This window comes from Arcicella sp. GW821-FHT09D11, from assembly GCF_059416265.1.
Genome location: NZ_JBWKOV010000001.1, coordinates 1,226,614 through 1,251,201 on the forward strand (window position 1 = coordinate 1,226,614; position 24,588 = coordinate 1,251,201).

The 24,588-nt window shown below is 35.3% G+C and carries 24 protein-coding genes; 14 read left to right on the top strand and 10 right to left on the bottom strand.

Features of this window, described 5'->3' with window-relative positions; translation table 11 throughout:
• Window positions 1–8: 8 nt before the first annotated feature.
• Entirely contained in the window at window positions 9–572 is a 564-nt protein-coding gene (locus tag AC07N0_RS05190; RefSeq protein ID WP_323249777.1) for an RNA polymerase sigma factor, read from the bottom strand.
• Between the two features lie 235 nt (window positions 573–807).
• Here AC07N0_RS05190 and AC07N0_RS05195 point away from each other — a divergent pair, with 235 nt between their 5' ends.
• From AC07N0_RS05195 to AC07N0_RS05205, 3 genes are all read left to right on the top strand, one after another.
• Window positions 808–1,257: an Xre family toxin-antitoxin system antitoxin gene (locus tag AC07N0_RS05195; RefSeq protein ID WP_309923634.1), complete on the top strand. Its 450-nt coding sequence runs from the start codon at window positions 808–810 to the stop codon at window positions 1,255–1,257.
• Window positions 1,258–1,410: 153 nt separating this feature from the next.
• Window positions 1,411–1,878, top strand: coding sequence for an RES family NAD+ phosphorylase (locus AC07N0_RS05200; RefSeq protein WP_494588357.1), 468 nt, complete (start codon window positions 1,411–1,413; stop codon window positions 1,876–1,878).
• The gene (locus AC07N0_RS05205; protein WP_494588358.1) at window positions 1,865–2,374 is read left to right on the top strand and encodes a cupin domain-containing protein; all 510 of its coding nucleotides are present in this window, start codon (window positions 1,865–1,867) and stop codon (window positions 2,372–2,374) included. The genes AC07N0_RS05200 and AC07N0_RS05205 overlap by 14 nt, the downstream gene beginning before the upstream one ends.
• Window positions 2,375–2,394: 20 nt before the next feature.
• Here AC07N0_RS05205 and AC07N0_RS05210 read toward each other — a convergent pair whose 3' ends face one another.
• On the bottom strand, window positions 2,395–2,979 hold the full coding sequence (locus tag AC07N0_RS05210; RefSeq protein WP_492801149.1) for a DUF4136 domain-containing protein: 585 nt from the start codon (window positions 2,977–2,979) through the stop codon (window positions 2,395–2,397).
• A 244-nt stretch (window positions 2,980–3,223) separates the two neighbouring features.
• On the opposite strand from AC07N0_RS05210, the gene AC07N0_RS05215 reads away from it, so the two are divergent.
• The gene (locus AC07N0_RS05215) at window positions 3,224–3,487 is read left to right on the top strand and encodes a DsbA family protein (RefSeq protein WP_494588359.1); all 264 of its coding nucleotides are present in this window, start codon (window positions 3,224–3,226) and stop codon (window positions 3,485–3,487) included.
• Entirely contained in the window at window positions 3,412–3,918 is a 507-nt protein-coding gene (locus tag AC07N0_RS05220; RefSeq protein ID WP_494588360.1) for a DsbA family oxidoreductase, read from the top strand. The genes AC07N0_RS05215 and AC07N0_RS05220 overlap by 76 nt, the downstream gene beginning before the upstream one ends.
• Window positions 3,919–4,012: 94 nt before the next feature.
• On the opposite strand, the gene AC07N0_RS05225 is transcribed toward AC07N0_RS05220, so the two are convergent.
• The 4 genes from AC07N0_RS05225 to mutL form a co-directional block, all read right to left on the bottom strand.
• Window positions 4,013–4,717: a 2-phosphosulfolactate phosphatase gene (locus AC07N0_RS05225; protein WP_494588361.1), complete on the bottom strand. Its 705-nt coding sequence runs from the start codon at window positions 4,715–4,717 to the stop codon at window positions 4,013–4,015.
• 28 nt (window positions 4,718–4,745) lie between these two features.
• Window positions 4,746–5,843 carry a glycine cleavage system aminomethyltransferase GcvT gene (gcvT, locus tag AC07N0_RS05230; RefSeq protein ID WP_494588362.1) on the bottom strand — a complete coding sequence of 366 codons (1,098 nt, stop codon included), beginning with the start codon at window positions 5,841–5,843 and terminating at the stop codon, window positions 4,746–4,748.
• A gap of 231 nt (window positions 5,844–6,074) precedes the next feature.
• Window positions 6,075–7,085 carry a M28 family peptidase gene (locus tag AC07N0_RS05235; RefSeq protein ID WP_494588363.1) on the bottom strand — a complete coding sequence of 337 codons (1,011 nt, stop codon included), beginning with the start codon at window positions 7,083–7,085 and terminating at the stop codon, window positions 6,075–6,077.
• A gap of 37 nt (window positions 7,086–7,122) precedes the next feature.
• Window positions 7,123–9,012, bottom strand: a complete 1,890-nt coding sequence (gene mutL, locus AC07N0_RS05240) for a DNA mismatch repair endonuclease MutL (protein ID WP_492801154.1) — start codon at window positions 9,010–9,012, stop codon at window positions 7,123–7,125.
• Window positions 9,013–9,452: 440 nt separating this feature from the next.
• On the opposite strand from mutL, the gene AC07N0_RS05245 reads away from it, so the two are divergent.
• The 5 genes from AC07N0_RS05245 (at window position 9,453) to AC07N0_RS05265 (ending at window position 14,093) form a co-directional block, all read left to right on the top strand.
• On the top strand, window positions 9,453–10,043 hold the full coding sequence (locus AC07N0_RS05245) for a NifU family protein (RefSeq protein WP_494588364.1): 591 nt from the start codon (window positions 9,453–9,455) through the stop codon (window positions 10,041–10,043).
• Window positions 10,044–10,132: 89 nt separating this feature from the next.
• Window positions 10,133–11,857, top strand: coding sequence for a single-stranded-DNA-specific exonuclease RecJ (recJ, locus tag AC07N0_RS05250; protein WP_494588365.1), 1,725 nt, complete (start codon window positions 10,133–10,135; stop codon window positions 11,855–11,857).
• A 90-nt stretch (window positions 11,858–11,947) separates the two neighbouring features.
• Window positions 11,948–12,679 carry an LPS export ABC transporter ATP-binding protein gene (gene lptB, locus AC07N0_RS05255; RefSeq protein ID WP_323249801.1) on the top strand — a complete coding sequence of 244 codons (732 nt, stop codon included), beginning with the start codon at window positions 11,948–11,950 and terminating at the stop codon, window positions 12,677–12,679.
• 28 nt (window positions 12,680–12,707) lie between these two features.
• Window positions 12,708–13,904 carry a hypothetical protein gene (locus AC07N0_RS05260; RefSeq protein ID WP_494588366.1) on the top strand — a complete coding sequence of 399 codons (1,197 nt, stop codon included), beginning with the start codon at window positions 12,708–12,710 and terminating at the stop codon, window positions 13,902–13,904.
• Window positions 13,905–13,913: 9 nt separating this feature from the next.
• Window positions 13,914–14,093, top strand: coding sequence for a hypothetical protein (locus tag AC07N0_RS05265; RefSeq protein ID WP_494588367.1), 180 nt, complete (start codon window positions 13,914–13,916; stop codon window positions 14,091–14,093).
• A gap of 20 nt (window positions 14,094–14,113) precedes the next feature.
• Here the strand turns inward: AC07N0_RS05265 and recO are convergent, their stop codons facing one another.
• Both recO and AC07N0_RS05275 read right to left on the bottom strand, forming a co-directional pair.
• Window positions 14,114–14,815: a DNA repair protein RecO gene (gene recO, locus AC07N0_RS05270; RefSeq protein ID WP_494588368.1), complete on the bottom strand. Its 702-nt coding sequence runs from the start codon at window positions 14,813–14,815 to the stop codon at window positions 14,114–14,116.
• A 4-nt stretch (window positions 14,816–14,819) separates the two neighbouring features.
• On the bottom strand, window positions 14,820–15,632 hold the full coding sequence (locus tag AC07N0_RS05275; RefSeq protein WP_494588369.1) for a lysophospholipid acyltransferase family protein: 813 nt from the start codon (window positions 15,630–15,632) through the stop codon (window positions 14,820–14,822).
• A 201-nt stretch (window positions 15,633–15,833) separates the two neighbouring features.
• On the opposite strand from AC07N0_RS05275, the gene AC07N0_RS05280 reads away from it, so the two are divergent.
• Window positions 15,834–16,739, top strand: a complete 906-nt coding sequence (locus AC07N0_RS05280; RefSeq protein WP_494588370.1) for a TIGR01777 family oxidoreductase — start codon at window positions 15,834–15,836, stop codon at window positions 16,737–16,739.
• Window positions 16,740–16,760: 21 nt separating this feature from the next.
• Here the strand turns inward: AC07N0_RS05280 and AC07N0_RS05285 are convergent, their stop codons facing one another.
• On the bottom strand, window positions 16,761–17,852 hold the full coding sequence (locus AC07N0_RS05285; RefSeq protein ID WP_494588371.1) for an acyltransferase family protein: 1,092 nt from the start codon (window positions 17,850–17,852) through the stop codon (window positions 16,761–16,763).
• A gap of 591 nt (window positions 17,853–18,443) precedes the next feature.
• Between AC07N0_RS05285 and AC07N0_RS05290 the strand changes: the two genes are divergently transcribed.
• Both AC07N0_RS05290 and AC07N0_RS05295 read left to right on the top strand, forming a co-directional pair.
• Entirely contained in the window at window positions 18,444–19,025 is a 582-nt protein-coding gene (locus tag AC07N0_RS05290) for an LOG family protein (protein ID WP_494588372.1), read from the top strand.
• Between the two features lie 59 nt (window positions 19,026–19,084).
• A complete protein-coding gene (locus AC07N0_RS05295) occupies window positions 19,085–20,740 on the top strand; it encodes an OmpA family protein (protein WP_494588373.1) in 1,656 nt (551 codons plus the stop codon).
• Between the two features lie 704 nt (window positions 20,741–21,444).
• Here AC07N0_RS05295 and AC07N0_RS05300 read toward each other — a convergent pair.
• Complete coding sequence (locus AC07N0_RS05300; protein WP_494588374.1) at window positions 21,445–21,735, bottom strand: hypothetical protein; 291 nt, start codon at window positions 21,733–21,735, stop codon at window positions 21,445–21,447.
• Window positions 21,736–22,050: 315 nt separating this feature from the next.
• Between AC07N0_RS05300 and AC07N0_RS05305 the strand changes: the two genes are divergently transcribed.
• Window positions 22,051–24,552, top strand: coding sequence for a S9 family peptidase (locus AC07N0_RS05305; protein WP_494588375.1), 2,502 nt, complete (start codon window positions 22,051–22,053; stop codon window positions 24,550–24,552).
• The last annotated feature ends 36 nt before the right edge of the window (window positions 24,553–24,588 follow it).

Below are 24,588 nucleotides of genomic sequence, written 5' to 3' on the forward strand. Positions count from 1 at the left end.
AAAGGGCTTTATTGTTTTAAAATTTCCAACAATCGTTTTTTGGCTCTGATGTATTGTGTCCGGGAAGTTGATTCTGCCACGCCCAAAATCTCTGCGATTTCTTCATGGTCATAGCCTTCTAATAAATACAAACAAAGTACTGTTCTGAAACCATCAGGTAACTGTTGAATGGCATTTTGTACTCTTTGAATATTTAGTTCTATTCCTTCTTCGTCGTAAGTGGCATCGTCTGGAATATCTGCTGCTTCTTCGATATCGATTAATTGTACCTTTCTATTCCTTAAATGATTTAAAGCTCGATTAATTACAATCTGTTTCAACCAAGCGCCAAAAGTACTTGTTTGTCGAAAATCATGGATTTTCTGAAAAGCATCTAAAAAGGCATCTTGCAGGACGTCCTCTGCTTCGCCAACATGATTTACTATTCGGACAGCAACATTGAACATAGCCTTTGCATAAAGCCTATAAATCTCGTACTGAGCCTTGCGATCACCCCTACGGCAAGCCTCCACGAGTGGCAAATGTTTGTCTATGTAATGTGTTTGTTCCAGTGCTAAAGGTTGAGGATTCATAGTGTTCAAACTTCTAACCTTCAAGTTAAGCAGTTTTCATCTATTGACAACCAATAACTTAAATTCAAACTAATGACACAGAACAATTTAGGAATGTTGCATTTTGTTAAAAATTCTTAAAATATTTTAAAAATTTTATCGTTTATGTCTCCTATTCAAAAATAATATGCCATTTGTAGTATTTTTTCACGACAAATGTCGTTATATTTGCGACATATTTACAACAATGGCATCCATGAAAAAACAAAATATTTTACCTATATCAACTTTGATTGTATTGCTAGGCGGGCAAACAATCATCAATCGTGAAATTAGACATGATTTCGACCTGATTGAAATTGCGAAAGAAGGTTTACCTAAGCAAGCGTTAGACAGTCTGGCGAAACAAATTTCTTTTTCAAATAAAGAAATGGCCGACATCCTAAATATTTCAGAAAGAACCATTCAACGCTACAGAGAAGACCAACGCTTGGACAAAGATGCCTCTGCGAAATTGATACGTTTGGCAAAATTGTACGAGCTTGGTCAAGAAACTTTTGGAAGCCTTGAAAGATTTAATGGCTGGATGCATTCACACGTGCCTGCTTTAGGAGGAAAACGTCCTACTGAATTATTAGATACTTCATTAGGCTACGAAATCATTGAAAGAGAATTAATATATATTGAACATGGTTTGTTTTCATAAACACCGTGTTTAAGTAGTCTATGTAAAATAAACGATGTTGCTGTGTGAGTTAAAATGATGTTTAAACCTATTTTAGGCAAGGACAAAGAACAGCTCACAACTCATCACTCACAACTAAAAACTCTTACTTAACTACGCCCTAACACATTTAACATGGAAGTTTTTAGAATTAGTAAACTTATAAGAGCCCGAGATTTATCGGGTTTCGGAGCAAGTTTAAAAGGACAGCGCTGGAATAGAAGAGGCACATCGGTGCTTTATACTGCTTCACACAGGTCGCTCGCTTTATTAGAAGTATTAGTACATTTAGGCGAATATTATCCACAAGACGAATACGCTATCATCACTTTGGAGGTGCCAGATAACGAAATTACGTTGCTGGATACAACAAATTTACCCAAAGACTGGGCTAGAATATTTGAAGCAGGCATATTAGCTTCTTATACAGATAATTGGTTTAATAAGGAACAGTCTATCGCTTTGGGGGTGCCTTCTGCGATTGTTGCACAAGAATATAACTACCTTATCAACCCTTTGCATCCAAATTTTTTGGATATCAAGATTAAACACATAGAACCATTCACTTTTGACGAAAGATTTTTCAAGGATGTCATCGACTAAAAACGCCCAATATTGGATTGAAAACTATCAAATGAATGCTCATCCAGAAGGTGGATACTTTGCAGAAACCTATCGGGCAAGTGAAAATATTCCTCAAAAGGCTCTTCCTGCACGATTTAAGGGAGATAGAAGCTTTTCGACGGGTATTTATTTTTTGTTAGAGAGTCATCACATATCAGCGTTTCATCGCATTGCCTCTGACGAAATGTGGCATTTTTATACAGGTTGTGCGTTGAATATTTATGTATTGGACAACGACGGCACTTTGGAAATTATTCGATTAGGGAATAATCCTGATAAGGGCGAAGTATTTCAAGCAGTAGTTCCTGCAGGAAAATGGTTTGGCTCAAAGCCCAGTGAAGAAAATACTTACTGCTTAGTGGGCTGTACGGTTGCCCCGGGTTTTGACTTTGAAGATTTTGAAATGAAAGATAGAAAAGCATTGTTACAATTATTCCCTCAACACGAGGACATCATAACAATGCTTACTTATTGAACTTTTATGCTCTTCAATCATTATTTTAAAGCCATTACCTGAGTTGTTACAGGCTTACCTGCAATATAATCTTTGGCAAATATTCTGTAATTATCGAAAATCTGACGAGTAGCTATTCTTAATGCCTTTTCATCAATAGCATGTGTTTCTGGCGCTGCGATACCTGCTGCATAGCCCATCCAGATAGGACGATTACTGTCGTTTTCAACAAATTGTAAGAGGAGTGTTCCCTTTCTGAGTTTTACTCTTCTAAGTTCCTCATTCATGCTTTCCTTACCTAGCCCTCTGAAAGAACGTTGAAGCACCGAAAGGTTTACATCACTTGGGAAAAGTGCATAGAATACAATCAAATTGGGTTGCTCTTTAGAGTCAGCATAACCCCTTAGCTTCATCTGATTGCCTATTTCATCAATCACTGCTTGGAATTTATAGGTTGTATCAATCATGGTAAACTGTTTTTCAACAGTTGTGAATGACTGATAGTTTGGCTTGAATACCTCATCTTCAATTTCTCTATGACAAGCAGAACCAATTTGAAAACTGTTACGATTACAAGACGCTAAAGCAAGGAGTGCGACTACTGCGAAAAGATAGATTTTTTTCATAACGTAAAAATTAATTTAAAACTTGAAACTTATAACTATTTGATTTTTAGTTGATTTTCTGGAATCTAAAAACAAAAATGAATTTTCAAAGGCAAAAAGCCGTTCTAATAATAAGTACGTAAAAATTTAAGAATAGTCTCTTTAGTGGTGATTTAATCAGCAGTTATAAAAGTTTTGATTTAAAAGCTTAAATCAAATTTTATAGGTCTTTGTTTGATAAGTAAGGAATTATAATTTTTAAAAAATGAATACAAAACCAATAATTCGTGTAGATGTTGTTTCGGACATCGTATGTCCTTGGTGTTATATCGGTAAACGGCGGTTAGAAAAAGCTATTGAAGATACACAAAGTTCTTGTAATCTGCAAGTTATCTACCATCCTTTTCAACTAGACCTAACGTTCCTGAGTCTGGAATATCTTTTAGTACCCACATGGAAAGCCGTTTTGGGCCTAATTATGCACAAAAATTTCATCAGGTTGAACAAGCGGCCTCGTCGGTTGATTTAGATTTCGACTTCGAGAATCTTCCAAAGGCTATCAATACTTTTGCTTTTCATAGAATACTTACGATTTCCTTGCACGAAGGGATGCAAGCCGAAGTGAAAGAAGCGTTGATGAAAGCATATTTTGTGGATAGAGTAGATTTAACAGAACAAAGTGCAGTAGCAGCAGTGATGGCTCAATTCGGTTGGTCTACTGAAAAAACGTTGGGGATTCTTAATTCAGACGAAGCATCTGATGAAGTAAAAGAAGAAATGCACTATTTCCGTCAACAAGGTATATCGGGTGTTCCTTTCTTTATTTTTGATAAAAAATATGCTGTTTCAGGTGCACAGCCCTCAGAGGTTTTTAAAGAAATCTTTGAAAAACTGGCTCAGGAAAAACAAGTAGCGGCTATTTCGGGAGATGTTTGTGATGTAGATGGTGAGAATTGTTAGGGTAAGAAATTAATATTTTATTTTTATGGAGGTATTTTAAGTACCTCCATAAAAATAAAATATATGTTCGTTGTTCACGAGTTGAAAACTCGTGCTACATTTTTACTAATGTATTACCACGCATGACGGGTAATACATCGTATAAATCGTGTTGTAAACAATAAGCAATGTCTTTTTGAATACCCAAACGTTGAAGCCTTTTTACGTGAGATGATGAGGCAACGAATGATAATAAATCACTTTTTGATAATTCGTACTGACGCAAAGCCATCAATGCAGAATCATCTTCTACCATAAATTCTTCTTGCAAACGTTCTACCAAAGCTCCTGCAAAAAGCGTATCTTCCAAGTTAGGTTTACCTTTCCATCCTGCACATAATACTAAAATATCGTATTGTTGGTCTTTTAAATAATTGGCTAATGCTCCTAAATTCAAGAAAGAACCAACCATTACTTTTACAGCCGATTTAGATTTTGTGATAGCCAACGTACCGTTGGTCGTAGTAACACAGATGGTTGCACCATTTACTTTTTCAGTCATATAGCTGAAAGGTGAATTATCAAAATCAAAACCTTCTGGCGTTTTTCCGTCACGTTCAGCAGCGGCTAAGTATCCTTTTTGTTGATAACCAACACATTCGTCAATGCTCGCCACTGGAATAATTGCTTCTACACCATTGGCAAAAGCGGTTACCATACATGAAGTTGCTCTAAAAATATCTACTACAACAACTATTGAATTTTCGATATTATATAAATGTAATAGCTCGGGACTGATACAAACGTCAATTTTTTGCATAATTTCAAAAGAATCTAATACAGACTAATTACTTTAAGAAAGGCATTTTCGTTACTACAGCCTTTAAATATTTATTACGGATATTGATATATATTTCAGAACCTACTTTGGTATATTCCTTAGTAATATAGCCCATACCAATACCTTTGCTTAAGGTTGGCGACTGTGTTCCTGAAGTTACTTCACCAATAATATTGCCTGCGGCATCCATGATTTCGTAATGTTGGCGAGGAATCCCTCTATCAATCATTTCAAAGCCTACTAATTTACGTGTTGGACCGTTCTCTTTAATTTTTTGATGGAATTCTGAATTAATAAACTCTTTGTTGAATTTAGTAATCCATCCTAAGCCTGCTTCAATTGGCGATGTACTATCATCAATATCGTTTCCGTATAAACAGTAACCCATTTCTGTACGCAAGGTATCGCGTGCACCTAAGCCCACAGGCATAATATTAAATTCGGCTCCTGCTTCAAAAATAGCTTTCCACATAGCCTCCGCATCTTTGTTCCAAACGTATACTTCAAAACCACCTGCACCTGTATAACCTGTTGAAGAAATCAATACATCGTCAATGCCTGCTACTGTTCCTGCTTTAAAAGAATAATACTCCATCGACTCCAAATCTAAATCAGTCAATTTTTTCAATGTATCAATGGCTTTAGGCCCTTGAACGGCAAAGAGACTCAAACGGTCTGAAATATTTTCCATTTCTACACCGAATGTATTGTTCTGTTGTAGCCAATTCCAATCTTTCTCGATGTTTGAAGCATTTACTACTAAATAATATTCTTTTTCGTCCCAACGATATACCAAAAGGTCATCTACAATTCCCCCTTTATCGTTTGGCAAACATGAATACTGTACTTTTCCATCTATCAACACCGAAACATCATTAGAAGTAACATATTGTAAAAACTCCGTTGCTCGCTCACCTTTTACAACAAACTCGCCCATGTGCGATACATCAAAAACACCTACTGAAGTACGAACACCAATGTGTTCCTGAATAAGGTTTGAATATAAAACTGGCATCGAATACCCCGCAAAAGGTACCATTTTTGCCCCAAGCGCTACATGAACATCATTAAGATGAACATATTTTAAAACTTCTGTTTGTTCCATTGGATGTTGATTGAAATTGGTAAATTAATCCAAAATTTTATGGTTAGTAAGAATATCTTTTGTTATACTTTTCACAAAAGTAACAAAGTATCCTGAGAGGTTTAAATAATGTGTGAAAAAGCTGTAAGCGGTGAGCTTTAAGCAATGAGCGATGAGCAGTGAGCTTTCAGCTTTCAGATGTGTTTAAAGCTGAAAGCTCACTGCTCATCGCTCATTGCTTAAAGCCTACAGCTACTCCTGATACAAAACAGTCAAAACGGTTTGTCCCACTGCTTTTAAAGTATTTTTATCAATAACCGACATATTGTCTTGGTGTGTATGATGATACGCTCCAAATGTTTTAGGGTCGTTCGGGCGTAACTCTATGATATCAATCATCTGAATTTTTGCTACATCGTTTACAGGCACGTGGTCGTCAACCAATCCTCCGCCATCTGCATCTATAAATAATGTAGAATAGCCTAATCTGCTTGCGATGTCCCATACGTTGCGTACAATCATGGGTGCATATTGCATAGACGTACCCTCATGTGGGAAAACTGCTCCTTTAGCACCTACCATATCCAAATTGATTCCGTAGTAAGCCGTATAATTGTCTTTATGTTTATGACTTGCCCAATATTGTGAGCCCAAACACCATGAGTTCTGTCCATGTTCGCCTTTATAATCCTCTGGTTCGCCTACATCTTCAGTATCAAAAAAGATAATATCAATCCCCACATTAGGTTTGGTTTTAGCTTGTTGAATATTTCTGGCTAATTCTAACAACACGCCTACGCCACTTCCTCCGTCGTTGGCGCCGTCTATGGCTTTATTTTTATTGATTGTGTCTTTATCCGCCATAGAACGAGCATCCCAGTGAGCGGTTAATAAAACTCTTTTTGTGGCTGCAGGGTTAATCGACCCGATGATGTTCTGAGAATTGAGTTTTTTACCATCGAAAGTTGTTGCTACAAAATTTTGAGTGGTTACTTCACAACCAAATTGTTTTAATTTGGCCACTAACCAAGCAGCACATTCGTCATGAGCTTTGGTATTATTTACTCTAGGCCCAAAAGCTACCTGCTTTTCAACAAAGGCATAAGCGGAATCTGCATTAAAATCGGGAGCAGGATTAAGGGTTATTTCTTCCTGAGGAATGCTTTCTGAAGTACTTTTTTCTTGACAAGATTTAAAATAAACTGCAACTCCTGAAAAAACAAAAATTGCCAATAGGAGTAATGCTATTCGATTCGTTTTCATTATTAATTTCTGTAATAAGTCTTTTTTAAATTGTTAATTAACGCAAGAATAAACTTGCCATTTCTGATAAAGAAACAATCTTCATCGTTATTTCACCACTTGGCGTATAGCTTGGATTTGATGAAGCAAAAAGTTGTTCTACCAAAGTATTCATCTCCAGAATTGTCAATGAATGATTCCCAAAGCGTCCTGCTGAGCGTTTTGCCATTGCTCTAGCCAAGTTTTCAGCTTTATCAAGGTGTAGTTCAGATTCATTTTGCTTGAATTGCTCTAAAATACCTTCTATCATTTCTTGCTCGTTTTCTTCGGGCGAGTCGGCTGGAATGCCATTGACCATAAAAGAATCGTGTTCTACTACACTCAACACAAAACCTAAATTCCTAATTTCGTCTTGAATCTCCAACAGCAAATGAAAATCGGCTGTGGTCAATTTTACTTTAGTCGGAAACAATAATTGCTGTGATGCACCACCATTTTTGCGTAAATGCTGAGAGAATTTTTCATACAAAATTCTTTCATAAGCAGCACGCTGGTCGATTAATAACATCCCCGATTTTACCTGAGAAATAATGTAGCGATTATGAATTTGAAAGGTAGTAGCCTCTGAGTCTTGCGACGCTCGTTGAGGACGGTCGCTTCCAATATCATTTGCTTTACTTTTCAATAAAAAGGACGTAGCCTCGCTAGGAATGCCAAAGTCTGCTTGGGTTTGTTCAATTGATGGCTCTTTTTTCTCAAAATCATCTAGTTGACGGTTCAACCCTTCATATAATTTATTCCAATTTGTTAGATTTGTTCGCTCTCTAAAAGGTGCTTCGGGTCTGGCAAATCCATTTACTGCCGAAATCTCCTTAGTCTTTTCAAAAGGCGAACCCGTGAACTGGAAAATATTATTGGTAAAGTTTACGTCCGTTTCAAAATCCAATGAGGGCATTAAATTATGCTGGCTCATAGATTTCCGAACAGCGGCTTGTACAATGGCATACACTGTTCGTTCGTCATCAAACTTAATTTCGGTTTTAGTTGGATGAACGTTTATATCAATATGAATCGGATCTATTTCAATGAAAAGTACATAAAAAGGATGCGAGCCTTCAGGAATCAATCCTTCAAAAGAACTCATCACAGCATGATTCAGATAGCTGTTTTTGATAAAACGATTATTCGCAAAAAAGAACTGCTCACCACGTGTTTTTTTTGCATATTCTGGTTTACCAACATACCCTCTCACACTTACGAAAGAGGTTTCCTCTTCGCAAGAAGCCAATTGTTCACGATAACCTTTACCGAATAAATCTACAATCCTTCGGCTTAGTTTTCCTGCTGGCAAATTGTACACTTCCGTATCGTTGTGATGTAACGTAAAAGAAATTTCTGGGTTGGCTAAGGCTACCCGTTGAAATTCGTCGATGATATGACGCATCTCTACAGGGTTTGACTTCAAGAAATTTCTACGGGCGGGTACATTAAAAAACAAGTTTTTAACTTGAATACTTGTCCCTTCTGAAGTAGAAACTGCTTCTTGAGCTTTTAACTCTGATGCATCTATTTTTATCAAAACGCCTAGTTCGTCTGTTGCTCTACGGGTACGCATTTCAACTTGCGCTACAGCGGCAATAGATGCCATGGCTTCGCCACGAAATCCCATTGTCCTGATTTTGAAAAGGTCTTCTGAGGAACGAATTTTGGAAGTAGCATGGCGCTCAAAACACATTCTGGCATCGGTTTCTGACATACCTAAGCCATTATCAATCACTTGTACTAAGGTTTTTCCTGCTTCTCTAACGATTAATTGAATGCTGGTGGATTGGGCATCTATGGAGTTTTCCAAAAGCTCTTTCACCACAGAAGCTGGTCGTTGTACGACTTCGCCGGCGGCAATCTGATTCGCTATCGAATCAGGAAGCAGTTGGATGATATCTAACATTTTCTGTAAACGTATTTTAGGTTATTCTTTTAACAACGGTGGTTACCCTAATTGTCCCTCTAAGTTCGTGATAAATGCAGGGAATGCCAACAAAAAATCTACTTTTGGTGTGGATAAGTAGCTAATTGGCTTATTATCAGGGCATAAAGTGTAATGTTCGGTAAGGGGTATTTTTCGGCTACAATCAGATAAAGTAACTCATTAACAGGCACTTGTCAACAAACAACACAGAAGAAAACTAGTATATTTCAGTAAGAATTAAGCTTTTTTTCAAGTAATAGTCTCATAAAATGCTATTTTTTTGAGGGCGTTCTAACATTTATACACTTCTTAAAACTAATTTTACATTTTAACTGTTCACTAATAGCTTGTTAGTGTAATAATTAACGAATCGTATTGATATATTAGACCCAAATCTAAATACAAATTAAATAGAACTCATGTTAAAACAACAGATATTAATCTATACAGAATCGACACCAAATCCAAATTCAATGAAGTTTGTTTTAAACTTTATTGTGGCTCCTGAAGGCTTATCGTTCGACTACGCAACGCCATCAGATGCAGTAGCAGAAGGTAAAGAATCACCCTTAGCTGTAGCTTTATTTGGCTTTGATTTTGTAAAACGAGTATTCATTTCATCTAATTTTATTACAGTTACCAAAGACGATGAGACGAAATGGGAAGATGAATTATTTAGCTTGAAACAATTTTTGAAGGGATTCTTTGAAGAGAAAAAAGAAGTTTTCACAAAGTCGACGATTGCTGCTAACGACGTGATAGGAGGAGAGGGAGATTCTGAAACAGTGGTTAAAATCAAAGCGGTGTTAGACCAATATGTTCGCCCTGCGGTAGAGTCTGATGGAGGCGCTATCAATTTTCACTCTTTCAATGAAGGAACTGTTAAAGTATTATTACAAGGCTCATGCTCTGGTTGCCCGTCATCAACGATGACTTTGAAGCAAGGCATTGAAAATTTATTAACCCGTATGGTTCCAGAAGTAAAAGAAGTAGTAGCAGAAGGCGTATAAAATCGTTCTTTAGGCTTAATTTTTCTTAAATTACATAGATTAGACCTGCAAGGCTTCCGAAACCTTGCAGGTCTTTGTATTTTTGCGTCATGACAGAAAAACGTTGGATTTATAAACCCATTCCACCCACCGATAAAATCAAACAAGTAGCTGAGGCAATTAATGTTTCACCTGAAATTGCTACGCTCTTGGCTCAGCGAGGAATTAATACCTTTGATGAAGCCAAAGCATTTTTCCGACCAGACCTTTCGAATATGCACGACCCTTTTTTGATGAAGGATATGGATGTTGCTGTTAAGCGTCTGACAAAAGCGATTGAATCGGGCGAAAAAATAATGATTTATGGTGATTACGATGTAGATGGCACTACTTCAGTAGCTACTTTTTACGGTTTCTTGAAAAACCACGTTTATCAAAATGCGTCTGACTGTCCTTTAGAATTTTATATCCCAGACCGCTATGCTGAAGGCTACGGTGTTTCGCAGGCGGGTGTTGAAAAAGCTACCAACGAAGGCTTTGGACTGATTATTAGTTTAGACTGTGGGATTAAATCAAAAGAGAAAATTACTTGGGCAAAAGAGCATGGCGTTGATTTTATTGTTTGCGACCACCACCGTCCAGATGATAATGATTTACCACCAGCCATAGCGATTCTCGACCCTAAAAGAGCTGATTGTCTATACCCTTACAAAGAATTAACAGGTTGTGGTGTTGGTTTTAAATTATTACAGGCTTATTGCCAAACACATAGCATTTCAGCAACATTGTTATTGCCTTATCTAGACCTTGTGGTTACTTCTATTGCTTGTGATATTGTGCCTATTACTGGCGAAAATAGAATTATGGCTTACTATGGTTTGCAACAATTGAATTCAAATCCAAGAACAGGACTAAAGGCATTGATGCAATCGGCAAGTTTGGCAGGAAAAATGGACATTACCAAAGTGGTTTTTGGACTAGGTCCAAGAATTAATGCCGCAGGAAGAATAAAGCACGCTTATGATGCTGTAAATCTATTATTGACTGACAACGAAGAAGAAGCCACCAATTTTGCCAATATCATTGCCAAGCATAATACAGATAGAAAAGGTTTTGATACCGATATCACCGCCGAAGCTTTGGCTATTATTGAAGACAACGTTGTGTTGAAAAGTGCTAAAAGTACCGTATTATTCAAAAACGATTGGCACAAAGGCGTTATCGGAATTGTAGCAAGCAGGTGTATTGAAAAATATCATCGTCCTACTATTATTCTTACAGAATCTCATGGTCATGCGGCGGGTTCGGCTCGTTCTGTACCAGGCTTTGATGTGTATGATGCTATCGAAGAATGTGCAGAGCATTTAATCCAATTTGGAGGACATACTTTTGCGGCAGGTTTAACGTTGGAAATCTCTGAGATAGAAAATTTTAAGCGTAAATTTGAAGAAGTTGTCAATCGAAAAATACTCCCTGAACAACTTTCACCCATGATTGATATTGATTTGAAATTGCCTTTGATAGAAATTTCAGATAAATTTCACAGAATCATGTGTCAGATGTCGCCTTTTGGTCCACAAAATATGACACCCGTTTTTGTTTCAGAAAATGTTTACTTGCATGGACAGCCCATTAAAATGAAAGAAAAACATTTGAAAATAAATGTTTTTCAAGAAGGCTCCCCCGCTTATACTTGCGTAGGCTTCGGGATGGTAGAAGATTATTTCAATCGTTTACACGAAGGCAAGCCGTTTTCGATTTGTTATACCATCGAAATCAACGAATGGCAAGGCAGAAAGTCTTTTCAGTTGATGTTGAAAGATATTAAGGTTTAGATTTAGTGATTGGTAAATAGAGATTAAATTGTTTATGTGCTAGCCTAAAATATTAAAATTAAAAGAAGGGTTATCCTTCTGATTCAAATCATGATTTTAAGAACAGAAAATTTAGTTAAAAAGTACGGACAGCGTGTCGTAAATGATAATGTTAGCTACCAAGTAGCGCAAGGCGAAATCGTAGGACTGCTAGGCCCTAATGGTGCAGGGAAAACTACCTCTTTTTACATGGCTACGGGCTTGGTAAAGCCAAATTCAGGTAAAGTGTTTCTGGACGATTTAGAAGTAACCAATCTACCCATGTACAAACGTGCTAGGCTAGGTATTGGCTATTTGGCACAAGAGGCTTCTGTTTTCAGAACGCTTTCGGTGGAAGAAAACATTTTGGCCGTACTGGAAATGACTAAACTTTCTAAACAAGAGCAACGTGAAAAAACAGAACAGCTTTTAGAAGAGTTTTCGTTGACACATGTTCGTAAAAATTTGGGGCAAGTACTTTCGGGTGGTGAGCGTCGCCGTACAGAAATTGCGCGTGCTTTGGCAGTTGACCCGAAATTCATTTTGCTAGACGAACCATTCGCTGGGGTTGACCCTATTGCGGTAGAAGAAATTCAAGGAATTGTAGCGAAATTAAAGTTCAGAAATATTGGTATTTTGATTACCGACCATAACGTGGATGAAACCCTCTCTATCACCGACCGTGCATATTTACTTTTTGAAGGAAAAATCTTAAAAGCTGGTACTCCTCAAGAACTTGCCGACGATGAACAAGTAAGACGTTTGTACTTAGGTAAACATTTTGAATTGAAGCGGAAGATTTAGCAATAAAGTATAACCAAAATACTACAAAATGAACAAGATTGAATTCCTAAGTAAAGAACCTGTTCAAGCTTTCATCAAATGGATTTCACCTAAATTAGATGGAGGGAATAGTTTCAGACATTCTTACATGATGAAACGCCCCAAAGGTTCTGTTTGGGAATGTAATTCTATTTATTCTGCTTTTGAAAACTACAAATGGGGCTTCACTTGTTATCACCCAATTAGACAGATTAGATTTACAGGAAAAACCTTTGAAGATTGTAAAATCTTGTTGGAAGAGTTAGGTGATGGGTTGAGAAAAAGTGTAGATAATAATGATTCCGAATTATGTCAAAAATACTGTATTGCCATATTAGACTGGGGTGGAGTAATGCATGGGAATAAACAAAAAGTAGAGGCATTAGGAGCAGATATTTCTTCATATTTGAAAAACTGTACCGATAAGCTAAATCCTAATATATTTGATACAAAAGGTAGCTATTATGAAGATATAATAATGACTGCTGGTTTCACAAAAATATATTCTTTGCTAGTGAATGATTTTGTAATATATGATGGACGTGTAGGTGCGGCTTTAGGACTTTTGGTAAGAATGTTTTGCGAAGAAAAAGGTTTAAGTATTATTCCATCAGAATTATTATTCGCTTTTGGAAATGCAAAAGGAGATGTTTATGGAATAGATAACAAGAGGAACCCAAGCAATAACTTATATACCTTTCCTCTACTAACTCAAAATAAAAAACATACTGAAAATAATATCAGAGCCAATTGGTTATTAAAGGAAATTTTGAATAAAACTGAATCAAAATTTAGTAAAATTGACTCAAAAGAACAATTAAGAGCATTTGAATCTGCTTTATTTATGATTGGATATGATGTTTCACAAGCAAATTATCTTGAGCTTAATAAGACTACAAAAAGACTACCAACATGGGGTGGAAATAGTACTTTTGAATATGATGGTTCTGTAGAAAATGGAACAAAGATTAATTTTGGCTCAAAAAATGTTGTTTTCGTTTCTAACGAGCAATATCAAATACTTTTGGAAACTTTCCTTGGTAAAACTGTATGTATTGGGACAAGCAGGACGACGATGCCTTCGGGTAGTGTAGGAGAATGGTTAATTAATAATATTACTAAAACTGCTATTGCTTCTTATGTTGGTGCCATTTTAGTAGAAGAAGGTTATGCTTTAAAAAATAAAGATGTAATTGTTTTTAAATAATTTATATTCATGCCAAAAACAGAATTGAACAAAGAGATTCCTAAACAGTATCTTAAATTAAGTGAAACAGAAATTGCTCATCATCAGAGTGTTGTTGAAAAGGGAGGCAAAACTATTGAGCATTTTGAAAGCTTTATAGAATGTTTTGAGTTAAGTCGCCAAGATAAAAAAATGCCATTTAGAGATTAATATCAACTTTCAAACTTTACTTACCTCATCACTTCCTTTAAAACCGTTAATGACTTTATCTCTCCTAAAGTATCCACATGAAGTCTGTAAAATAAGATAATGGATTCTAACAATTGATTGCGTGAATGGCGGTCTATTTTAGGAGATTGGTGATAAGGTGTATTCAATAAAACATCTAATTGATTTTCCAATTGCTGATTAAGTACAGGCAAATTATGAATCCTTAATTCATTGGATATTTCATGCGCATTCTCAGGTGAAAAACCCAAATACGTACCTAATTGCAATAAAAATTGTAAATGAAAATTCTCAAAATGTTCTTCTACTTCATCTAGCCATAAGATAGAATTATGGAGAAATTCAAACAAAAAATGATTCCCTGTTTCCTCTTTTAATGATTTTCCAAGAATTTCGGTAATAAAAAGCGCTATTGATGATTTATAAATATCATAAGGTAGGCTATGAAAAGGCGTGCTACATTTAATTTCTGCTATCCGATGGATTTGTTTATTGGCTGCTGTATTTTTCCCTTTCTGATAAATCACCAAATCTAATAATGTGAGGGGCTGAAAAAGTGCTATCTTGTTTTTGGATTTGGCACTTCTAACACCATTTTCAATATACGTTTGTATCCCAAATTCTTCTGTAAAAATATTCACAATTACAGACGTCTCTCGGTAACGAATATAATTTATTACGATGCCTCGTGTTTTATTCAACATACTTTTATGCTTGGGGTTCTTCTCTACGCCAAACTAATTTATCTACTGGGATTTTTTGTTCTATTTTATCTCTTAAAATATCCATCATTTCATCTACAGGCATTTCTGCATCAAAACGTATAGGCTCTTTAAAGGTAACAGATAGTGTAGTATTACTTTTTTTGAATCGTAAACCTTTTTTATCAAATGCTCGGCGGAATCCATTGATTACAACAGGAACAACTATTGGGTTATGCGTTTTAATCAAATGAGCTGTTCCTTTTCTTAACGGAGCATAGGGTGTCGTTGTTCCTTGTGGAAAACTCACAACCCAACCATACGATAAACCTTTGCCTACTTTATCTTCTGCTGAAGTATCTACTTCTTTTTTGACATCCTTACCTTTTTCTCTCCAAGAACGATTTACTAAAATAGCTCCTGCCTGCGAAAAAACCCTTGGTATCAATCCACCATCTTTCATCGTTTCAGAGGCTGCCACATAAAATACTTTCGACCGTGGTGCTAATAAATAAACAGGAAAATTGACTGAATTTCTGAATCCCCATTTTACACTAAAGAAAATATGATAGAGGCAAATTACATCCATAAAATAGGTTTGATGATTCGATAAAAAAAGCACACCTTCTGTTGGAAGTCCCTCCAAATATTCTGTTCCGCTGATGCTGGTTTTATTGATACCCCTGATACGAGAGTAAGTTACCCATCCCAATACAATCATAATAATGCGTTTTAAAAACATTGAATTGCCAAAGGGATCTCGTTCAAAAAAGCCGAAGACATCAATCATCGGAAGTAGTTTTTTTATATGTTCATTCATTGTTTATGGTTTATCAATAAGTCTTTTCCTAAGCGTTAAATTCGATATATTCATTCAAATAATCAATACTTGCAAAATCGAAGATAGATAATTTTTGGTATATTGTTTAAAAAATTGTTCTTCTTGATAACCTATTGAAGCTTTTTATGTTATGATTAACAAAGGCTTTTTTTCCTATTTTCTCAAATATTGATAAAAATTATGAATGTACTCATCACAGGTGGTTCGGGTCTAGTTGGCACACGTCTTAGCCAACTATTATTATCTAAAGGTTTCTCGGTTTCTCATCTCAGTCGAAAGCCAACAGATGAAACAGGCAAGATAAAAATTTATCATTGGGATATTAATAAAGGTATATTAGACACGAAGGCTTTGTTGGAAGCCGATTATCTAATTCACTTGGCGGGTGCTGGCATAGCAGATAGTAGATGGACAGAGGCACGGAAAAAGGAAATCATTGATAGCAGAACAGACTCTTTAGGATTGATTATCACTCATTTGAAAAATATTCCACATAAAATCAAAGCTTTTACTTCCTCCTCGGGTATTGGTTTTTATGGTGCTGATACAGGGACAAAACCCATTACAGAAGAAACACCTGCAGGTAAAGATTTTGTAGCTGAATGCTGTATTCTATGGGAAGCGATGGCCGATAATGTAGCAAAACTAGGTATCAAAACGGTAAAACTTAGAACAGGGATTGTTTTGAGTACTGAAGGAGGAGTTTTATCAAAAATTCTGGTGCCTGTACGTTTTGGAGTGGGTGCAGCCTTGGGAACTGGCAAACAATATCAATCTTGGATTCATATTGATGATTTATGCGAGCTTTATATAAAATCGCTTTTAGATGACACCATGAATGGTGCTTATAATGCCGTTGCTCCTAATCCTGTTACTAATGTTGAATTAACGAAAACCTCTGCTGAAATACTAAAAAGACCATTTTTTATGCCCAATGTTCCTGCATGGGCTTTGAAATTAGTTTTTGGCGAATTGGCTGATGTCGTATTAGGCGGAAATTATGTGCTCAATCAAAGAGTATCTTCAGAAACCAATTTTCAATATAAGTTTACAGATGTTAAAAAGGCTTTGAAAGATTTGTTGTAGTATTATTAAAGCATTTTGTCTTCAAGTGGTAGGTTTCGTTATTTTTGAGCGATTGATAAATGCATAGCATTGCTTTTTTATATCCATAATGATGCTGTTTTTTTGCCACATTAAGCTGAACTTATCTTCCATTTTAGTAAAAATAGATTTTCTTGACAATTCTACGATTGACCCTATCGTAAAAATAATAACGATTGTACAAACGATATATAGCATCAAAAGAGAAAGGGATTCTTTTCCTCTGACCTGACTAATGAAATGAGCTATTTCTTTTCTAATCAGTGGGTGTTCATGTATCAGGTAAATTCCAAAAACTGCGCTTGAAATCAGGTTGATAAAATTACTTTGGACTTTAATATTTTTAAAGGTAAAGAAAAGCATTATCGCTGCAAATATCAATAATGGGTTATTATACGAGAATAGGCGCCAAACAAAAGCAAACTTATGAATATCTACAAAAATTAGTGTACAACAAAAAAGCACAAGTGCCGAGACTAGAAAAAAGCGAATGGGTTTTTTGATGATGATGTTTATCTTTTTCAGAAACCTTGCAAGGATGTAAATAGTGATAAAATGAAACACTGTAAATCCATCACCTGATATTGTTTTGAATATAAAGCCCGCGAAACAGTCAAGGTATAATAAGCCCAATAATAAAAACATAAGTTGTTTATTTTCGATGCCATCAACACCTTTGTTGAGAAAAGGTGAAATAAAGTAGAGGGCTAGATATACGCCTAAATACCACCAAACATTACCAGAAATTGGAAAAATAGACCTTATTAAGTCTTTCCAATCGAACGTTGAGTGATTAAAGACGGCAAATAATAGAGAAATAAATAATGAATAGAAAAGTGCTTGAAATAAGATAGAAACTAGCACTTTTAGCTTAAATTTCATCCCATAATATCCCGATATAAATACAAATGTATTTACCCCTACAATGACAAAACTATTGATAAATAGTCCACAATAGAGTTTGTTTTTATCATGGTGCAAGAAATCATTTACCATATTTTCAAGGCCAAAACCATGAACAATAATATGGTGAGTAATAATCATAATCATCAAAACTATCCGCAATAGTTCAATGTTTGATTCTCTGTTTTTCATCTTTATATAATTAAAAAGGCCGTTATTGATTAAAGGTTTGGTGTATTATTGATAGATAATGTCTCCTTCAAGTATCATTAGTTTTAACCTCTTCATATTCTCCTAGCTTCCAGAAGAATATTATCGGCAAAAACCTCAAAGTATATCTTAAACTATTGCCAACAACGGCATAGTTTCGGTCTATTCTTTTTTAATAAAAGCAATATTTCGATAAAGGGATTTTAATGAAAAAGGCGGTTGCTTAATAAAGTAAATTTTAATGCAGGAACTGACAAGGCATTTCCTGTTTTATCAATGAATTTGGGCGGTTCTATTGATATTTTTGTTTTCTTAGTAGTCTACAGATTTTTATGCATCAAAAGTAATCAAGATTCTACTATTTTGCTATCGTTTTAGTTTTCTCTAAGTTATTTTATTTCATAATAACCTCTACCTCTATTTATTGGCATATTCTGAGTCTTCATCAGCGTTTTTAATCGTTGTATAATTGCGGTTATTCTCACAGTTTTTTTATCTTTGAACAAATCTGAAGTTTATAATTTAACTTATTCAATTGCTAGGAGCTTTTTGTTTTTTAGCTAGATAATTCACATGAAAAACATTTTAATTTATTGTGGTTCTTCGTATGGCACCAACGAAATTTATAATAAAACTGCTAAACAAGTAGGAGAGGTTCTTGCTAAACAAGATTTACGAATGATTTATGGAGGAGGCAAAGCTGGCTTAATGGGTACAGTAGCTGATGCTGTCCTTGAAAATGGTGGAGAAGTAATTGGTATTATTCCTTCTTTTATGGAAGTTTGGGAAGTACAACATACAGGTTTAACAGAGTGTATCGTTGTAGAATCAATGCATATTCGTAAACAATTGATGGCTGAAAGAGCAAATGGCGTTGTAGCTTTACCCGGAGGTTGGGGTACTTTAGATGAATTATTTGAAATTCTTACTTGGCGACAAATTGGGCTTCATCGTATGCCTGTGGGCTTGCTCAATACGAATGGCTTTTATGACGATTTGATTATGATGATGAATAAGATGGTTTCAGAAGGATTTGTGAGAGCCGTTAATCTTAACTTCTTGATTATCGATGACAATATTGAATCTTTATTGGAAAAAATGCGTAATGATGCTACGGAAGGCGAAATCATTGGCAAACGGATAGAACGTGCCTAAAACAATGTTTTGGGCTATTTTTCGTTCAAAAAGTAAATAAAGATTGTGCCACACAAGCTATGAAAAATATTACATTTCTTATTTTTACCCTTATTGTTTTGCAATGTATGCCCAAATCTAAGGCTCAAAATAAGCCTGAAAGCTTGGGAAGTGCTGTTAATTCTGAATATTCTGAATTAAACCCTGTGATTGCTCCAGATGGCAGGATTTTGTATTTCGGTAGGAAAAGCCATCCTCAAAACAAATATGGTGTAGCGGGAACAGACCAAATTGCAGGCTCACAAGATATTTGGTTTGCTGAAAATGTAATGGGGGCATGGTCTACGGCCAGAAGAATGCCTGAGAGCTTAAACCGTGATCAATATAATTCTATTCTGAGTATCTCGCCTGACGGACAAACTATTTTACTAAAGGGTGCTTATGTGAATGGTCAATACGAAACTCGAGGTTTTTCTATTGCCAAGAAATCTGCTAATGGTTGGGATATACCTAAAAAGGTAATTATTCCTAAATATGAACGCCTTAGTAAAGGTAAAAATGAGTATGGTTTTCTTTCTAATGATGGAAAGGTACTATTGATGGCTTTTTCAGAAAAGAAAAACTCTGATGAGGATGATATCTACGCTTCTTTTCTAGAAAACGATGGTACGTGGTCGGAAGTAATGAATTTGGGAAATGAAATCAATACTGATTTTACTGAAACTACGCCTTTTTTAGCTCCTGATGGTAAAACACTTTATTTTTCGAGCAATAGAACAGGAGGAAAGGGCAGTAATGATATCTGGGTAGCTCAAAGAAAAGACGATAGTTGGATTCATTGGACAGAAGCCATCAATATCGGTGAGCCCATTAATACAGACCAATACGATGCTTATTATACGATTTCTGCTGCTGGCGACTATGCATATTTTGTTTCGGGTAATAATTCGTTAGGGAAAAAAGATATTTTCAGGCTAAAATTAGAGGTCAATAAGCCTGTACCGACTGAACCAAAACCAAGTGAAAGCACACCGATTGGCGGAAATCCAACGAGGAAGTCACAAGACAGACGTCCTGTTCAGCCTACCCCTACGAAATCGGATGCCGTTGTTTTAGTTTCTGGAAAAGTGATTGATGGTAAAACAGGTAAAATTCCACAAAATGCACAAATCATTTATGAAGATTTAAGCACAGGTAAAGAATTAGGGATTGCTACGCCTGACCCTATAACGGGTATTTATAAAGTAGTATTACCTTATGGAAAGAATTATGGTATCAGTACAAAAATTGATGGTTATATTGGCACTTCTCAGAATATTGATTTAAGTAAAATTACGGGAAAATACCTTGAAGTAGAAGGCAAGGATATGACTGTAAAACCTATTGAAGCAGGTACTAAAGTTGAAATGAATAATATTTTCTTTGAATTTGGTAAAGCTAATTTAAAACCAGAATCATATCCAGAGTTGAATAGAATAGCCAATTTCTTTAAAACGAATACTAAGCTAATTTCAGAGGTGAGTGGACATACGGATAATGTAGGGTCTGATGAAGTAAACAATAGACTTTCACAAGAACGTGCCGATGTGGTGCGTAATTATTTATTGACACAAGGCGTACCTGCTGAAAGAATTTCGGCAAAGGGTTATGGTAAAAATAGACCAAAAGTAGCGAATGATACGCCTGAAAACCAAGCTATTAATAGAAGGGTAGAATTTGAAATTTTGAAGAATTGATTTTATGACTTTAGGCTATAAAATTTTATTGATAGATTCTTTATATCTGCTATCATCTGCGATATTTATCTCCGAAAATCTGCGGGTAAAAAATATTTCTCGCTGATTTCCGCTGATTTTATTCGCTGATTTACGCTGATTGCTTTTATATAAAAGAACATATACACAAGACTAACAATGATTTTAAACTAATTTTTATTTAACTAAAAAACACATAAAACTATGTCAAAGGATAAAGGAGCCATAAAGGAAGTAAAAAAAGAGCCCGCTAAAACATTAAAAGAAAAAAGAGCGGCTAAGCAAGAAAAGAAAAATAGTAAAAGAGATTAAAAACAAAAATCCTCAGTAGATAAATTACTGAGGATTTTTTGTTTCTTATTTTTCAAAAAGCTATCATTTTGGTCAAGGTTTGACGCCTAATTCTTTGTCTTTTTTTCTCTATTTTCTTTTTGTAAATATGCATATGGTTGAAGGAAAACTATCCATAGACACATTGGTAAATAACTCAACGACCAAAAAATTAACGACGAAATTTGCCAATTGTTAAATAAGTCTGACTTATATACAAAGTATATACTTATATTATAGTATGGGAAAATGAAGAATAAGTGGAATAGATTTTTCGATTTTCTCTGTAAGTGCCAAAACTGAGTTATGAGTTTCATGTTTTTTAAAATTTAAGTGTATTTCTTCTCTATATTTTTTTAAATATTATCTTTTTTGACTAACCTCTCACTATTTTCCTCGTTTTTATTCTCTCTATTTTCTTTTTGTAAATATGCATATGGTCCTAAAAAAAGCACAATTAACGTAATAGGTAAATAGAAGAACAATCCAAACCATATATACGCTAGTGAAAAGCTAAACTCAATCCCTGCCATTACTGTTTTATAGTAATTAAAAACGCTGATAGTATTTAATGGAACATATATAATTACTAGAACGATATTATTAGATTTCTTTTGTATTTCCCAAAAGCGAGTTATGAGTTCCATATCTTTAGGTTTAAGACTATTTTATAAATATCTATTATTAATCCTAATTCTCCATAACTAATCTGTTATTTCATCAAAATATCCTCGACACTTGCTTTTTTACTAATATTTTTTGAGCCAAATGAATTGAAATATTCGTAAACAGAGCCAATCCAACTATAAATTGGTCAACAAATACAATTTTGAAAACTTCTTTATCGACAAATAATTGTCAGTAGCCTATTAGTAAGACAGATTATAGCTAAACTTTCATGATTTTCATCCATAGATTTTTATCTTTGAGGAAACACTTCATTTAACAATTTAAAAAACACTATGCGAAAGCTCTCCTTTATTTTGATGCTCCTGCTGGTAGCGTCTATTTCGAGTTATGCTCAACACTCAACTGTAAAAGCTAACTATGCGTTAGCGGCTAAGTTTTCTGCTAAAAAATTAAATAAAATGATTTTCTCTACCAGTGTTGACCCACACTGGTTAAAAAAGTCAGACCGTTTTTGGTATGTTTATGAAACTACTGAAGGCAAAAAATGGTATATCGCCGACCCGCTGAAAGCTGAAAAGAAACTTCTTTTTGATAATGAAAAACTGGCGGCGGCTATCACTAAAATTGTAAAAGACCCTTTTGATGCGCAACACTTGGGGCTAGATAGTATGCGTTTTGTCCGTGATGAAAACTGGATTCAGTTTGAAGTAAAAAGCACACAGGATTTGGTTGAAAAGAAAGACTCAACCACTAAAAAAGATACTAAGGTTGTCAAAGAAAAACCAAAAGTGAAAAAGGTATTTTACTTTGAATATAACCTTAACACAAACGAATTAGTAGAATTAAGTGATTTCAAAAAGCCTAAGAAAAAACCAGTTTGGGCAAGTATCTCTCCAGATGGCAATACAATTATTTTTGGTAAAAAACAGAACTTGTATTTGATGGATAAACTCAATTATGAGAAAGCCCTTAAAAACGAAGAAGATAGTACCATCGTTGAAGTTCAATTGACAAAAGATGGTGTAGAAAACTTTGGTTATCATCGTGAATCTCTTTCTTTTGGTGACAATGAAACCAATGTTGACAAAGAAAAAAATAAAAACAAACGTAAGCCTGCTTCTATCTTTTGGAGTCCTGATAGCAAGAAATTTGTGATGACTCGCACTGATAACAGAAAGGTAAAAGATATATGGGTAATCAACAGTGTGGCTGACCCACGCCCGACCCTAGAAACCTATAAATATTGGATGCCTGGCGAGAAAGATGGTCCGATAGAAAATATCATTCTCTTCGATGTAGCAAGTAAAAGTCAGCTAGAATTGAATGCTGATTTATTCAAAGACCAAACCATCAGTATTTGGAATACTACACCACTGGCCAATACACGTGATGATGATTATCGTGCCAATGTGTGGTTGGGTACTAAAGATAAGTTTTATTTGAGTCGTGCCAGTAGAGATTTAAAGAGTATTGATGTGATGGTTGCAGATGTGACTACTAACACTGTAAAGCCTATCATTCAAGAGCGAATGAATACTTATTTGGAAACTCGTAAGCTTGGTTTAGTGAGTGCTAGTAAAGAGTTAATTCATTGGAGTGAAAGAGACGGATGGGGACATTTTTATTTGTATGATGAAGCTGGTAAACTAAAAAATCAAATTACTTCTGGTGCTTTTCATACGGAAGAAATCATCGGTATTGACGAGAAAAAACGCATTTTGTACTTCACTGCCAACAACCGTGAAAGCAATGAAGACCCTTATTATTTACATACTTATCGCGTAAATTTTGATGGTACAGGCTTAAAACTACTCAACGAAGGAAATTTTGACCATGCCTCTAGTATCAATGATAATCAGCTTTATTTTGTTGATAATTTTTCAAGAGTCAACACTACGCCTAAAGCCGTTTTATACAATACTGAAGGCAAAAAACTCTTGGATTTAGAAACTACTGATTTAACTTCTTTACTATCAGCAGGGTATAAATTTCCACAAACCTTTAAAGTAAAAGCTGATGATGGTATTACTGACCTTTATGGCGTAATGTACAAGCCTTATGATTTTGATAGCACTAAAAAATACCCAATCATAGAATATGTTTACCCTGGTCCACAAACTGAAAGTGTTAATAAGTCTTTCAGTAAGGGGATGGATAGGATAGACCGTTTGGCACAATTAGGTTTTATTGTCATTACTGTGGGTAACCGTGGGGGTAATCCCGCTCGTAGCAAATGGTACCATAATTATGGTTATGGGAACCTAAGAGACTATGGTTTAGCGGATAAAAAAGCGGCGATTGAACAGTTAACCGACAGGTTTTCGTTTATCGACATCAACAAAGTTGGTATTCATGGACATAGTGGTGGTGGTTTTATGAGTACCGCTGCCATGCTAGTTTATCCAGACTTTTTTAAAGCGGCTGTTAGTAATGCAGGGAATCATGACAATAGTATTTACAACCGTTGGTGGTCTGAAAAACACCATGGTGTAAAGGAAATTATCTCCGAAAAAAATGATACGAGTTTTGTTTACAGCATCGAAAAGAATCCAGATATTGCTAAGAACTTGAAAGGTAAATTATTATTAATTCACGGAGAAATTGATAATAATGTGCACCCTGCCAATACTATTCGTGTGGTAAATGCTTTGATAAAAGCCAACAAGCGTTTTGAGATGCTTACATTACCTACACAGCGACATGGTTTTGGAGATATGACCGAATATTTCTTCTGGAAAATGGCTGATCATTTTACTAAATATCTTTTAGATGATTTCAGTGATAGGAGTGTGGACATCGAAGAAATGAATAAAGAAATAGAACGAAAACGATAATTTCATTTTCTTAATTTTAAAATAAAGCATTTAGCA

What these genes read in the sequence shown, in the direction of transcription:
- AC07N0_RS05190 (WP_323249777.1), bottom strand. Translation starts at nt 572, where the DNA reads ATGAATCCTCAACCTTTAGCACTGGAACAAACACATTACATAGACAAA.
- AC07N0_RS05195 (WP_309923634.1), top strand. Translation starts at nt 808, where the DNA reads ATGAAAAAACAAAATATTTTACCTATATCAACTTTGATTGTATTGCTA.
- AC07N0_RS05200 (WP_494588357.1), top strand. Translation starts at nt 1,411, where the DNA reads ATGGAAGTTTTTAGAATTAGTAAACTTATAAGAGCCCGAGATTTATCG.
- AC07N0_RS05205 (WP_494588358.1), top strand. Translation starts at nt 1,865, where the DNA reads ATGTCATCGACTAAAAACGCCCAATATTGGATTGAAAACTATCAAATG.
- AC07N0_RS05210 (WP_492801149.1), bottom strand. Translation starts at nt 2,979, where the DNA reads ATGAAAAAAATCTATCTTTTCGCAGTAGTCGCACTCCTTGCTTTAGCG.
- AC07N0_RS05215 (WP_494588359.1), top strand. Translation starts at nt 3,224, where the DNA reads ATGAATACAAAACCAATAATTCGTGTAGATGTTGTTTCGGACATCGTA.
- AC07N0_RS05220 (WP_494588360.1), top strand. Translation starts at nt 3,412, where the DNA reads ATGGAAAGCCGTTTTGGGCCTAATTATGCACAAAAATTTCATCAGGTT.
- AC07N0_RS05225 (WP_494588361.1), bottom strand. Translation starts at nt 4,717, where the DNA reads ATGCAAAAAATTGACGTTTGTATCAGTCCCGAGCTATTACATTTATAT.
- gcvT (WP_494588362.1), bottom strand. Translation starts at nt 5,843, where the DNA reads ATGGAACAAACAGAAGTTTTAAAATATGTTCATCTTAATGATGTTCAT.
- AC07N0_RS05235 (WP_494588363.1), bottom strand. Translation starts at nt 7,085, where the DNA reads ATGAAAACGAATCGAATAGCATTACTCCTATTGGCAATTTTTGTTTTT.
- mutL (WP_492801154.1), bottom strand. Translation starts at nt 9,012, where the DNA reads ATGTTAGATATCATCCAACTGCTTCCTGATTCGATAGCGAATCAGATT.
- AC07N0_RS05245 (WP_494588364.1), top strand. Translation starts at nt 9,453, where the DNA reads ATGTTAAAACAACAGATATTAATCTATACAGAATCGACACCAAATCCA.
- recJ (WP_494588365.1), top strand. Translation starts at nt 10,133, where the DNA reads ATGACAGAAAAACGTTGGATTTATAAACCCATTCCACCCACCGATAAA.
- lptB (WP_323249801.1), top strand. Translation starts at nt 11,948, where the DNA reads ATGATTTTAAGAACAGAAAATTTAGTTAAAAAGTACGGACAGCGTGTC.
- AC07N0_RS05260 (WP_494588366.1), top strand. Translation starts at nt 12,708, where the DNA reads ATGAACAAGATTGAATTCCTAAGTAAAGAACCTGTTCAAGCTTTCATC.
- AC07N0_RS05265 (WP_494588367.1), top strand. Translation starts at nt 13,914, where the DNA reads ATGCCAAAAACAGAATTGAACAAAGAGATTCCTAAACAGTATCTTAAA.
- recO (WP_494588368.1), bottom strand. Translation starts at nt 14,815, where the DNA reads ATGTTGAATAAAACACGAGGCATCGTAATAAATTATATTCGTTACCGA.
- AC07N0_RS05275 (WP_494588369.1), bottom strand. Translation starts at nt 15,632, where the DNA reads ATGAATGAACATATAAAAAAACTACTTCCGATGATTGATGTCTTCGGC.
- AC07N0_RS05280 (WP_494588370.1), top strand. Translation starts at nt 15,834, where the DNA reads ATGAATGTACTCATCACAGGTGGTTCGGGTCTAGTTGGCACACGTCTT.
- AC07N0_RS05285 (WP_494588371.1), bottom strand. Translation starts at nt 17,852, where the DNA reads ATGAAAAACAGAGAATCAAACATTGAACTATTGCGGATAGTTTTGATG.
- AC07N0_RS05290 (WP_494588372.1), top strand. Translation starts at nt 18,444, where the DNA reads ATGAAAAACATTTTAATTTATTGTGGTTCTTCGTATGGCACCAACGAA.
- AC07N0_RS05295 (WP_494588373.1), top strand. Translation starts at nt 19,085, where the DNA reads ATGAAAAATATTACATTTCTTATTTTTACCCTTATTGTTTTGCAATGT.
- AC07N0_RS05300 (WP_494588374.1), bottom strand. Translation starts at nt 21,735, where the DNA reads ATGGAACTCATAACTCGCTTTTGGGAAATACAAAAGAAATCTAATAAT.
- AC07N0_RS05305 (WP_494588375.1), top strand. Translation starts at nt 22,051, where the DNA reads ATGCGAAAGCTCTCCTTTATTTTGATGCTCCTGCTGGTAGCGTCTATT.